The sequence below is a fragment of the Duganella caerulea genome (assembly GCF_040362985.1).
Classification (GTDB): Bacteria; Pseudomonadota; Gammaproteobacteria; order Burkholderiales; family Burkholderiaceae_D; genus Rugamonas; species Rugamonas vulcania.
In genome coordinates this window covers 66,451-79,244 of sequence record NZ_BPWJ01000009.1, presented here as the reverse complement: position 1 = coordinate 79,244, position 12,794 = coordinate 66,451, and the positions used below count along the sequence as shown (strand labels likewise).

Genomic DNA, 12,794 nt, shown 5'->3' with positions numbered 1-12,794 from the left:
CTCCTGATAAAGTTACCGTAGCTGCGCCACGTCAGACGACCGTCGTGTGTCCCCCGCCGTCGCAGGCCGGGGTGGAAGGTCAATTGATGATGGAGTGAGTGGTAGTCGCTACGGTAGAGGTGAGATTGGCTAAACCTTTGAATTATAACCAAATCTCCCCTGCTTGGCAATGGACCGCCGGCGAAATACCGCCAAATTTTCCACTGGCGGCGCCGCTTTATTTACTTGCAATATAGCCGGCGGACTTAGGCGCCGACTCGGCCGGCAGTTGCGGCAAGCCCTGCCGGCCTATGTAGTCGGAAATCGCGACAGACAGCAATTGATTAATGCTACACCCTTGCAACTGCGCCAGCTCCGCGACATCTCGATGCAAGCTGCGGGGAATACGTAGCGCAACCTTTCCGCTGAAACCAAACGGCTGCATCGGCTCGGCAATCGGCTGACCGTGCGCAAGCGAGACCGCGAGCCAGGATGCAGCCGCCTTATCCAAATTGATTAACGCCTCATCAGCAGTCTCGCCTTCAGCAACACACCCTGGGAACTCATGGATATAAGCGGTATAGCCGCCCGCCTCATCAGGCAAGAGCCGGCGGACATAAGGCCGCGAAAGAACGGCTCGGACTTTGCTTTCATATTTCGCCACCATCGCACTCCCCTCGTAGAAATCTTTCCCATTGCGCCACGTCGTCCAGCAAGGTGTCGACAATACTAGCGGCCGTCCCCACCGTTACGTCCCTACTGTGGTCAGGAATACTAAGCGGCCGCGACAGCTCGGATTTCGCTGCATCGCCAGCAATGTCTTTTTTATCTTGGCCAGGTGCTTCGGAGTCATGGCATCACAGCGATATCGCTGGCGATATCACATTATAGGCATGCGGACTGCATGCTGCCTCGATTCTCCAATAGAAAATGCCGCCTGGTTTTGAGCCAGGCGGCATCCAAGTACTGCGCGGCTCTCGCCTAGTCGTTCCAATCCCTCAGGCGCATCTGCCTGAAGTAGATGATGCGGTCGCTGCGCCCTTCGGTCGGCATGCCCGACCATTGGTACCAGCCCCAACTCATCTGATGGCGCTTCGGCTGGTCGGGCTGCAAGGTCGGGCCCGTATATTGGAACCAGGGCTGGTCGTCCATCAACGCGATCAGATAGCCCTTGCCTTCCGGCTTGACCGGATCATTGATCGGCTTGTTGGGCGCATCGTCCGCATAGAAGATGAACTGCACATGATGATACCCGCCACGGTCAATCGTGATGTCCCAGGACTTCCCTTCGACATAGCCGTTCGGGCCATTCGCATCCCAGCAGACTTCCGTTGGCCAGACCTGCTTGTCCCAAGCCGACTTGGGATAGTCCACGCTGAAATTAAGCCGCTTGCCGATCAGGTTCAAGGCCATGACGGGATTGCCGTATTGGCAGCCGGCCGGCAGCGCCTTGGGCACCGACTTGAGCTGCCAGATCAGGCCGCTACCGACCGGGTGTTTGGCGTCACCCTTCATGTCGAAGTCCCAGTTCTTGTCCAGCTTGAACTCGATGTCCACCACATACTTCCGCTTCGCATCCACGTAAAAGGACGTCAACTGCGTGCGATATGGCGAGGTCGGCGTGAAAGGGCTGTCCGAGGCCAGCAGCGCGACCCTGGTGGTGGGAGTCTTATCGTCGGGATCTTCGATATGGACGATATGCCCAAGGCACTTGCCGTCCTGGTCTAGCCCCTTGGGTCGCCCGCAACTGCCATCGTTGGTGATCGCGGTGGAGACGACGTCAGTGCCGAACTGCATCGTCGCCACGTTGCGCACGCCGAGGGCGTTGACGAACGGCTGGTCGCCATTGAAATTGAAGACGCGCGGCTTGCCGCCTGAGTCCGGGTCGGTGCCGGGCATGACGTGGTCGGTCTGCGCATGCAGCGGTGCGGCCGCCAGCAGCGCCAGGGCCATGGCCATTGGTGTTTTCATTACCCCTCCTGAATAAGTGGAAATGCAAAAATAACACCGATTCCGAAGATGGTGTCAAAAGTGCATTGTTATTTTTTTCAAAACCCTGGAGGGCAAGCCTGGCCGGATGGCCAGGCGGTTTCGGCAGGACGCCGAAGGGATTAGTTCAGCGCGGCGATGCCGGCCTTGGCCACCTGTACATCCTCGGCCGACTTGACGCCCGAGACGCCGACGGCGCCGACGACATGGCCGTCAACGATGATGGGCACGCCGCCCTCCAGCAGGCCGTCGGCCATCGGCGCCGGGGCGCTCAGGAAGGCGGTGCGGCCGTTGTTGATCATGTCTTCGTAGATCTTCGATTCGCGGCGGCCCAGCGCCGATACGCGTGCCTTGGCCGGGGCGATGTGCGACGACAGCGGCGCGGCACCGTCCTGGCGCTGCAGCCACAGCAGATGGCCGCCGTCGTCCACGATGGCGATCACGACTGGCCAGTTGTTGGCCACTGCCTCGGCTTCGGCGCCGGCGGCGATCTTCTTGATGTCGGCGAGCGACAGGTATGGTTTGGTTTGCATATGTTCTTCCTTCTTATTGGACCGGATATTGTACTGCTATGGCTTGCGCTTCGCTTCCAGTTTCTGTTTGATCTGCCCCATCACCTGCGCGGCGGCCTGCTCGCCCGCCAGGATCGCCTGGTTGCGGCCGGCGAAGTCGTTGCCGGCCATCTTGCCCAGGCTCGGCGAGATCACCACGTCCGCATCCTTCAATTCGTACTGGTTGATGCGCTGGCCCATGATGCTGAAGGTCTGCATGATCACGTCCAGCGAGCTGACGGTCGCCTGCACGTCGGCCTGGGTCGAGATGTTCACGGCGATGACGAAATCCGCCCCCATGTCGCGCGCGAAGCGCACGGGCACCGGCGCCACCAGGCCGCCGTCCACGTAGGAGCGGCCGTTGATGACCACCGGCTGGAACACGCCCGGCACCGACGACGACGCCCGCACCGCCATGCCGGTATTCCCGCGCTGGAAGAGGATAGGCTGGCCGGTCTTCAAGTCCGACGCCACCGCGCCGAACGGGATCTTGAGCTTTTCGATCGGCTGGTTGTTGACCGCCTTGTTGACGTAGGTCTGCAGCGCCTCGCCTTTCAGCACGCCGGAGCTCTTGCCGAACAGCGGCACGGCCCAGTCGGAGATCGCCGCTTCGTCCATGTCCATCGCCACCTTTTGCAGCTGGAAGCCGCTGTTACCGGCCGCGTACAGCGCGCCGACCACGCTGCCGGCACTGGTGCCGACCACGATGTCCGCGTAGATGCCCTGCGCCTCCAGCGCCTTGATCACGCCGATGTGGGCGAAGCCGCGCGCGGCGCCGCCGCCCAACGCCAGGCCGATCTTGATTTTCTTGGGCGGCAGGGGCTCCGGCACCGCCAGCGGCGCCGAAGGGGTTTCAATCGAAGGATTGGTCTTGCAGCCGACGAAGGCGGCTGCGGCAAGGATGGTTAAAGCGGCAAGGGAAAGGCGGCGTGATGACATGTAGGTTTCAATCTGCTTTGCTAGGTTTAGGCGCAGCAGATTGTAACCTACCTTACAGCGCGAAGATCGGCTTGCGCGTCTTCCAGGCCCCGGCCGTGAAGTCGGGGAAGTCCAGCGTCTGGAAGTTCTGCGCGATCGACTGCTCCGACAGCGGCGAGATGGCGCTCCACGTCACCGCGTCGTAGATATCGATCGGCATCGGCGCCCTCGCCTTCAGCGCTTCGATGAAGGACTGGATGACGAAGAAATCCATGCCGCCATGGCCGGCGCCCTCCGCGTCCTTGGCGTACTTTCGCCATAGCGGATGGTCGTACTTATCCTGGTACGCCTGGAAGTCCTCCCACTGGTGCGGCTTGCTCTTGCCCTCGATGTGGATGGAATTGTTCACGTCCATCCACAGCCCATCCGTGCCCTGCACGCGGAAACCCAGTGAATACGGGCGCGGCAGCGAGGTATCGTGCTGCAGCATGATGGTCTCGCCGTTCTCGCAGGCCAGCGTGGTGGTGACCACGTCGCCCAGCTTGAACTGCACCTTCGCGCTCGGACTGGCCGCGCCGCCGGGCTGCTTGACGATGTAGTCGTGCAGCCCGCGCGCCTTGGTGGCGAAGCTGTTGATACGCGTGAAGCGGTTGCCGCGGTTGATGTTGGTGTACATCGCGCACGGGCCGATGCCGTGACTGGGATACAGCTCGCCGTTGCGCTGCACCGAATGCGCCGTGCGCCACTTGGCCTCCGACCAGCCGCCGGCGCCGAACTCCACGCCGCCGCCATACGGCTTGGCCGGGTCGCCGCTGTTGAACTTCACCGCGCGCAGGTCGTGCTGGTAGCCGCCCTGCAGGTGAACCAGCTCGCCGAACAGGCCGGAACGCACCATCTGCAGCACCGCCATCACGTCGCGGCGGAAGCACACGTTCTCCAGCAGCATATACGGCGTATTGGTCTTGAGCTGCGTGTTCAGCACATCCCAGTGGTCCTGCAGTGTGATGCCGGCCACCACCTCGCAGCCGACGGCCACCTTGGCCTGCATGGCGGCGATGGACATCGGCGCGTGCCATTCCCACGGCGTGGCGATGATCACGCCGTCCAGCGCACCGGCGTCCAGCATGCGCTTGTAGGCTTGCGAATCGCGGTCCTCGCCAAAGGTCTTCGGCTTGGCCTTGCCGGATTTTTCCACCTGCTTGAGCGCGCGGCCAAGCATGATCGGCTCGATGTCGCACAGCGCGACGACTTCGACATCGTCGCGGCGCAGCAGCTCCTGCAGGAGCACCTGGCCGCGCATGCCGGCGCCTATCATGCCGATGCGTACCCGCTCGCGCGTGGCGGCAAAGGCCTTGGGCATCATCAGGCTGCCCGCCAGGGCCGCGCCGACGGTCAGGAAGTCTCGTCGATTAAAAGCTGAATTCATGTCACTCCTTCTTGTTTTATTGCTGCGGCAGCGTGGTCACATCCACGGCCGGCTGCTGGCCGGTGGCGGGACGGGTGAAGTTCTGGTTCACGGGAACATAGCCGGCGAAGAAGCCGCCGTTCCGCAAATAGAACTGGCCGTTATCCAGGCCGCCGGCGTAATCCATCCGCTGGGCGTTGGTCACGGTGGCATCGCCGGTGAAGCGCGCCTTGGTCACCTCGGACCACGCGCCCGACACATCGCGGACCCACTGGTTTCCGAACGATACACGCCGGCCGGTATAGCCCTTGGTATCGATGAAATTCTCCAGGAAGGAGTAGGATCCCGTCAGATAAGTGGTGGTGGCGGGACGCTTCCAGGTTGCGATAAAGCGCCACACGCCCAGCTCCGGCGCGTAGAACCACGCCGAGTAGTCGGTGGCGCCAGCGCCGTCCGGCCGCGCGCGCGTGATGAAACGGTAGGTGTTCCCGCTGATCCAGTTGTAGCTCAGGTGGGACTGGCCGCCAGTGCCCTCGCCGCCGAAGCTGTTGTCCACCACGCCCGCGCCCTTTTTAACCAACGTGGTCTTGCCGCCGCCGTCCGGATCCCATACCGAGAACAGCACCCAGCGTTCGCTCGGCGACTTCACCTGGATACCGAAGTAGCCCTGGCCGAAGCCGTTGGCCATGTAGTAGGAGCCTTCCGGATCCTGCCCCGCCGGCACCGTTACCTCGTTGTAGAAGTATTCGGTGTTGGCCGGCGTGGTGTAGCCCAAGTGGACCGACGGCCCGCGCCGCGACCAGTAGTAGTTGGCCGGATCGTCGGCGTAGTTGATGACGGCGTTGGTGGTCACGCGCAGTGCCGAAACGTCGCCGAAGTAGCCGCCGTCCTTGCTGACGCCTTGCAGATCGACCTTGACGTAGCCCGGCGCCGCGATGTGGACGGCGCCGACCTGGTAGGTCCCGCCGCCGTTGGCGGACAACTTCACCAGGAACGGCTTGCCGTTGACGGTGACGCGTATCGTGCTGCGGGTACTGCCGGCCAGCCGGGCGTCCAGGCCCAGCGTGACCGAACCTGCGGACGCCATGCGGAAGTAGGCGCTGGTGACCGTGGCGGGGTTGCTCCAGTTGGCCAGGCCGTTGCCGTTAATTTCCTCCTCCGCGCCAGCCGGCGCACTGGTGATAAAGGCATTGCCGGCCAGCGCCACCGTCTTCGCATTGACAGCGGCCAAACTGGCCTGCGACTCGCTCGTCGTCACCTGCGCGGCGGTTTGTACTGACTGGCCTCCGGTGCTTTCGCCGCCGCAGGCGCTCAACATCAATGCCGCGGAATACAGGAACAATCGTCTTTGATTCAAAGGTCGTTGTTTCATGATGCGCTCCTCAGGAAGGGTCAGAAGAACTTGTAGTTGGCCGAGAACGAATACATGCGGCCGAACAGGTTCTGGCTGTGGTTATAACCTTCCCAGCCGTTTGGATCGTACGTCGGCTGCTTGTCCAGCAGGTTCTTGATGTTCAGGCCCAGCTCCAGGTTCTTCATCGGCTTCCAGTTCAGGCCCAGGTTGACCGTGTAATACGACGGCGCGCCGCCGCACAGGTTCTCCGGCAGCGCGACCGAGGCGGCCGTGCATTTTTCCGGCGTGTTGTCCTTGTCCCACGGGCCGTACGCCCACTTGGTCTTGCCGGTGTAGTTGACGAACATGCTGGTGACGAAGTTACGGTACGCCCAGTCGGCATTGAAGGTGGCGCGCACGCGCGGCGAGTCGTAGAAGCCGACCACGTTGCCGGTGAAGCCGGTGCCGTCCTCGGAGTTGTAGGTCTCGCGCCGGCGAATGGTGGCCGAGACGCCGGTGTTCAACTTGCCGTACTCGCCCAGCGAGAAGCGGGTGCGGGCATCGACGTCGATCCCGTCGAGCAGCGTGCGGCCACGGTTCGAGTAGGAGTTGATCAAGCCACCCAGGTTACCGACCGAGTACTTCGGCACGCCGCCGGCGCAGGCCGCGGTGTTGGCCGGGTTGTTGCACATCGCGGCGACGGCGGCCATGTTGCCACGGTCGGCATCGGAGATCGGGTTGCGGATCGCGGCGGTGGTGCCGGCCAGCGCCGGGCCGTATTTGTCCACCAGTTGCGTGAACAGCTCATTGAAGTCCTGGCGCACGATCTCGTTGCGGCGATAGACGAACCAGTAATCCACCGAGATGCTGACATCCTTGGCCGGTTGCAGCACCAGGCCTGCGGTGGAGATCTTGGCCTTCTCCGGACGCAGCTGCGGGTTGGGCGGCGTCAGGCCGCCGACCGTGGTCGAGCAGTTCGAGTTAAGCAGGTTCTTGCCCAGCTCCGCTTCGGCCGGCGTGACGGACTTCATCAGCAGCTTGGCCATCGCGTTGGTCTCGTCGCAGCGCACGGTGTCGCGGATGCCGCCCACCTGCGCGAACACGCCGCCGCTGCCCGATTCGGCCAGGTTGGGCGCGCGGAAGCCTTCCGAGTAGGTGCCGCGCACCATCACGTCGGGACGCGCGCGCCACAGCACGCCGATCTTGGGCGCCAGGTTGGCGGCGAAGTTCGGGTACTTGTCCAGGCGCGCGGCGGCGTTCACTTCGAGTTTGTCGGTGACCGGTATCACCACTTCGCCGAACACGGCGGCCACGTTGCGCTGGCCGTCGAACCAGGAGCCGCCCTGCTGCGTGATGTAGCCGTTGGCGGCGTCCTGGTTGCCCGGCGTGTAGAAGCTCTCGCGCATCAGGTTCACGCCGAATGCGGCGCGCACTTCGCGCTCACCCAGCTTGGCGATAGTGCCTTCGATCTTGCCGTCCCAGGTGATCAACTTTGTCCAGGACTGGATGTCGAAGGTCGGATAAGCGGCGCGCAGCAGTGCACCATTGGCGTCGCTGATTTCGCCGAACTTGTAGGCCGGGTTGTCGGCGATGTAGGTGCGGCCGGTCGCCGCGTCGGTGGTGAACGGGCCGAAGGCCTTGGCGAAGCCCTGGGTGTTGATGTTGATCGTCTGGTACAACGTCGAGTGGCTGCCCGCCACGCTGAGCGCCGTCTCGAAGTCCCAGCCGCCGCCGATGCTGCCGCGCAGGCCGACCAGGCCCCGGTAGTTGTCGTCCTCGTTGGTCTGGCCGAAGTGGCCGGGCGCGTCGAGCATGATGTAGTTCAGCCCCGCCGCGCCGCCCATCTTGGCCGCCATGTCGGCATCGAGCTTGCCCTTCAGGTAGACGTTGTTCGGGCCGAGATACGGCGTGACGAAGGTGTTGAGCGTGGTGCCGGTGTTACGCGCGAACCAGTTGCTGGTGCTGCCGCTGTTAAAGCTGCGCGGGCCGTTCTCGCCGCGCAGCTTGATGTGCGTGTAGGCCGCTTCGGCGAAACCTTCCAGGTCGCCGCCCAGCTTCATGCGGCCACTGAGGTAGCCGGTGACACGGTCCGACGTTGGGCCGGTGTCCAGCTGGTACGGCAGCGAGTTCCATACGCAGCGGGTGCCGGCGGCCTCGGTGATGGAGGTGTTGCAGCCATTGACCGCGCGCTGGGTGCGGGCGTTGTTCTTGGATTTGTCGAACACGAACAGCGTGCCCGGGTTCACCACACCCGGTTCGCTGCCGGTGCCGATGCGCATGCCGGAGACGAAGGTCGGGTTGTTGACGTAGAAGTAGTCGGGGCGCTTCAGGTAGGTGTCGGCCAGCGCGATGCGGTCGCGCTGGTAGACGTTGACCGAGCCGTAGACATTGTAGCCGTCGGTGTTCAAGTCACCGAGGCCGTAAATGACGTTGGCCTGGCGCTCGCCGTAGGACTTGACGTTGGTCGACGTGTCGGCGGTGGCGCGCGCTTCCAGGCCCTGGTAATTCTTCTTGGTGATGACGTTGATGACGCCCGCCACCGCGTCCGAGCCGTAGACGGCCGATGCGCCGTCGGTGAGGATCTCCATGCGCTCGATGGCGGCTGCGGGGATGGCGTCGATGTTGACGAACATGGTCTGGAAGCCGGCCGGCGCGCCGTAGAACGACAGGCGGCGGCCATTCAACAGCACCAACGTGCCCTGCGCGCCAAGGCCGCGCAGGTTGGCCTGCGAGGCGCCATCGGAGCCGGTGAACATCGAGCGGAAGTCCTGTTGGGCGGGGCGCGCGGCAGGCAGGTTGTCCAGCACCTGCAGCAGCGTGCGGGCACCCATGTTTTCGATCTGCTTGGCGTCGACCACCTGCACCGGCGACGCGGTTTCGGCGTTGATGCGTTTCAGGCTGGAGCCGGTTACCTCGACTCGTGGAATCGTCTTGTCGTCCCTCGCGCTTTTCTGTGCCTGCTCATCCAGGTCATCGGCTGCCAGCGCAGTCGAGGCCAGACCCACCGCCATCATCGCGGCCACCAGTTTTTTCATGTGCATCATAGTCTCCCTGTTATTAGTGGTTTATTTACGGCTGCAACCGCCCCTCCCCGGTCCGCAGAGGGGCTCTTACTTGTGAAAATGGAGGTCAGGTCAGCGCGGCCGGACGGTGCTGCCCTCGGTGCCTATCAGGACCGCGTTGGCCCAGTTGCCGCAGACCTGGGCCGGCTTGCCGCCGTGCGCGCCCAGGGTGCGCAGGCTGAGTTGACTCAGTCCGCGCACATCGATTTCCGGCTTGACGACGGCCGGTGCGGCGATCAGGCCACTGTCGTACAGCAGGCGTTCGCCGCTCCAGACCTGGAACTGCATGCCACCCGCGCTGCGGCAGCTGTCGTCCACACCCAGGTCGGCGCGCAGCAGGTTCCAGTTGCCGGACAGTTGAAGGTCCACACGGCTGGACGGGCCTACGCCGAGGCCCTTGCGGAACCACAGGCCGTTCATGCGCATCTCGTTTCCATGGGCGGGCTTGTCGCGGCTGACGTTCTTCGGCAAGGCCAGGTCGGACAGGAACTGCTGTACTTCCGGGCCTTCCTTCGGCTGGTAGGCCATCACGCGGAACTCGGACAGCGTGATCGGCTGGACTTCGCTCGGCACGGCGGCGTTAAAGGCGCGTGCGGCCGGCGCGGCGGCGGCCGTCACCATTGGATCGGTGGCGGAGGCGCCGTCGCCTTCGGGGTTCTGCGTGCTCATGACGCGGAAGCGCAGCAGGCGGCCGGCGGCCGGCGGGAAGCTGATGGTTTGCGCTTCCTTCTGGAGTTTCAGCTGGCCGCGCTTGATCGGCTGGCCCCAGTCGCCGTTGTTATCGCCCATGTAGATTTCGTAGTCGCGGATCTGGCCGTGCTGCCAGTGCTGGTCGTTGCGCGGCGCGATCTCGATGCCGTCGATCAGGCGGCGCTCGGTGAAGCCGATCACCCATTCGTGCGGACCGCCCTGCACCGCCGGGCTGCGCGTGGTGCGGAACCACGTGGCGGGGTTGTTGTCGAAGGCGTTTTCCAGCGGGTAGCCGGTCTCCTCGGCCGGACGGTTCATCACCATCATGGCGTCGGCCGGGATGGCGCGGCCCAGCACCGGGGCGGCTGGGAAGGCGTCGTCGGCCACCGTCCGCGCGGGGGCGGCCTGCACGGTGAAGCGCAGCGGCTGGCGGATGTCCTGGCTGGCCGTCTTGACGTGCAGCGTGCCCAGTCGCTCGGCCGCGTCGAAGTACCAGCCTTCGGCGGCGGCATCGAAAGCGGCGCGGTCGGCCAACGGCGGCAGCACGGCATCGCCGGCGCTGACGGCGAACGGACGCTGGCGCGCCAGCATGCGCAACGCATAGGCGCGGCGCGCAGGCTGGCCGGCGTAGCTGCCCACCACCGGTTCCACGTCGACCGTCACGCCATCGTCGGCGGCGTTCATGCGGATCAGCTGCTGGCTGAAGGCGCCGTCCTGGTATTTGCGGGTGTTGCCGTCGTCTTCGTACAGCGTGAATTCGGAGGCGCCTTGCGGATACAGGTCCAGCGTCAAGACGTCCTTCGGTTTTTCGCCGTCGTACAGCATCTCCGGGTACATCGGCAGGATGGCGCCGGCGCGCACGAACACCGGCAGCTTGTCCAGCGTGACGGCGAGGTCGATATCGCGCCCGCCCTTGCCGGCCGTGGCCTGGCGGCCATCCCAGTAGTCGAACCAGCGGCCCTGCGGGAGGTGGATGCCGCGGCGCCAGCCCTGGCTGACCGCCTGGCTGCGGTACACCGGCGCCACCAGCAGGTCGCGGCCCAGCAGGTACTGGTATTTGTAGGCTTCGGTGTAGGCCGCCGGATCGTCCGGGTTATCCCACATCAGGCCGCGCACCAGCGGCGCGCCGTTCTGCTCCGTCTCGCGCATCAGCGTGTACATATATGGCGTCAGGCGCATCTTCAGCTTCAGGTAGCGGCGGTTGATACTGACGTAAGGCTCGGCGAACCACCACGGATGCTTGCGCTCCGCCGCCGCCCAGCCGGACATCCCCATCAGCACCGGCGTGAAGCTTTTCCACTGCAGGTCGCGCGTGTAGGTCTCCGGGCTGCCGCCGAAAATCGCGTCGACGTCGCCGGTGGCATAGGCCTGGCCGGACAGGCCGGAGCCGATCAGCGTCGGCACGTGCCAGCGGATGTAGTCCCAGCTGGCGCTTTGGTCGCCGGTCCAGGTGACCGCGTAGCGCTGCGTGCCGGCCCAGCCCATCACGGTCCAGATGAACGGGCGGCCGTCGGAATTATTCAGGATGCCGTCGTAGGCGGACTTGTTGGCGTCCAGCGAGAACTGATAGCCCTTGCCAGTCCAGGCCACGTCCAGCTTCTGCACGCGGGTGCCGGCGGTGCCGACCTCCCACGCCATTTTCTCGACGCCGTTCTCGGTCCACAGGCCGGTGCGGAAGCCGTATTTCGCCAGGCCCTGCACCGTCTCCGGCAGCGCCGAATAGCCGCAGCCATAGCCGTCGTTCGGCAGGATCCAGCCGCCCGGCATGTCATGCTCGCGGTACTGGCGCGCCACGGTTTCGATCACGTCCGGCGTCTTGCCGGTCGGGCCGTCGGTCCAGCCTTTGGGCACGGTGCCGGGCTTCTTGACGTTGTCGCCGTCGTTGTAGCAATCGGCGTCACCGAATTCCAGCGCCCAGCGTGGCAGCATGCGCGCGCGGCCGGTCCATTCGGTGTAGCGGGCCAGCACGTCGCGCAGGTCCTTGCCGACGAAGTAGTAGGCGTCGAAGCGCGCCTCGTTATGCTCCAGCGAGATCTGATCGTTCTGGCGCAGGTCGTAGCTGCCGTCGGACCAGGTGTTGCGCAGCATGCCCCAGCCGCGTGAGCTCATCAAAAACGGCGCGGGGCTGGGACGGTCGCCCTCTTCCCAACCACCGGAGTACGACACCTGCAACTGCTTGCCCTTGAACTCATAGCGGCCGTTCTGCTGGCCGCCGCCGAAGAAGCGTTCGGCCTTGTCGCTGCTCAGCGTTTGCACGCTTTGCTTGTCGCCCAGCTCCAGCGGCTGGATCTCGCGCCACAGCGGCTGGGCGTCGCCGGCGCGGAACAGGCTGAAACGCAGCGGCTTGCGGTCGATGCGCAGACTCAGGGCCGGCGTGCGGATCAGGATATGGTCGGCCTGCTCGCTGACGCTGTGCTCCACCGTGGCGGCCGGCGTGGCGACGACGATGGGCGCGGCCTTGTCGCCGGCGCCGGTCAGGTCCGATTTGGGGCCGGCCCAAATATGCAGCACGTCGGCGCGCGGCAGGCTAACCTGTATGTGGGCGCCGGTGTCGGTGACCAGGTCCCACTGCTGGCCGGCGCCAGCGGTGACGGTGCGCAAATTGCCGATCGGGGCGGCCAGCAGGGGTGCGCTGGCCAGCAAGGCGGCGGTGACGAAAATCTGTTTCATAGTTTGCTTCTCGAAAGAAAAGACGTTGCGATGCAATTACTCTAGGAATAAAAACAAAGCAGGTCAACAAAAAGAAAGAGAAAATTTCAAAAATATGCGGCAAATCTTTCGTATTGATAGTTGATCGAATAACAAACTTTCGTTTGCGTGGCTAAATCGGTACAGCTTGCGATAGCACGTTACTCTCGCAACTTTCT

Annotated in this window: 8 protein-coding genes; all 8 read right to left on the bottom strand. The window is 64.1% G+C overall.

Translation table 11 applies throughout. The features are described from left to right. Window positions 1–217: 217 nt before the first annotated feature. The 8 genes from ACUJB0_RS24480 to ACUJB0_RS24445 all read right to left on the bottom strand — a co-directional run bounded on the left by ACUJB0_RS24480 (window position 218) and on the right by ACUJB0_RS24445 (window position 12,597). On the bottom strand, window positions 218–646 hold the full coding sequence (locus ACUJB0_RS24480) for a toxin-antitoxin system HicB family antitoxin (protein ID WP_444847502.1): 429 nt from the start codon (window positions 644–646) through the stop codon (window positions 218–220). 314 nt (window positions 647–960) lie between these two features. Continuing rightward, entirely contained in the window at window positions 961–1,950 is a 990-nt protein-coding gene (locus ACUJB0_RS24475; RefSeq protein ID WP_444847501.1) for a heparin lyase I family protein, read from the bottom strand. Window positions 1,951–2,090: 140 nt separating this feature from the next. Further along, the gene (locus ACUJB0_RS24470) at window positions 2,091–2,501 is read right to left on the bottom strand and encodes a heme-binding protein (protein WP_161082374.1); all 411 of its coding nucleotides are present in this window, start codon (window positions 2,499–2,501) and stop codon (window positions 2,091–2,093) included. Between the two features lie 36 nt (window positions 2,502–2,537). Then, entirely contained in the window at window positions 2,538–3,458 is a 921-nt protein-coding gene (locus ACUJB0_RS24465) for a patatin-like phospholipase family protein (RefSeq protein WP_444847500.1), read from the bottom strand. Between the two features lie 52 nt (window positions 3,459–3,510). Continuing rightward, window positions 3,511–4,863 (bottom strand): Gfo/Idh/MocA family protein, encoded by a 1,353-nt coding sequence (locus ACUJB0_RS24460; protein ID WP_444847499.1) that lies wholly within the window; start codon window positions 4,861–4,863, stop codon window positions 3,511–3,513. A gap of 16 nt (window positions 4,864–4,879) precedes the next feature. Next, window positions 4,880–6,214, bottom strand: coding sequence for a DUF3472 domain-containing protein (locus ACUJB0_RS24455; RefSeq protein ID WP_444847498.1), 1,335 nt, complete (start codon window positions 6,212–6,214; stop codon window positions 4,880–4,882). A 20-nt stretch (window positions 6,215–6,234) separates the two neighbouring features. Continuing rightward, window positions 6,235–9,216, bottom strand: a complete 2,982-nt coding sequence (locus tag ACUJB0_RS24450; protein WP_444847497.1) for a TonB-dependent receptor plug domain-containing protein — start codon at window positions 9,214–9,216, stop codon at window positions 6,235–6,237. A gap of 93 nt (window positions 9,217–9,309) precedes the next feature. Further along, window positions 9,310–12,597, bottom strand: coding sequence for a TIM-barrel domain-containing protein (locus ACUJB0_RS24445; protein ID WP_444847496.1), 3,288 nt, complete (start codon window positions 12,595–12,597; stop codon window positions 9,310–9,312). Window positions 12,598–12,794 lie beyond the last annotated feature (197 nt).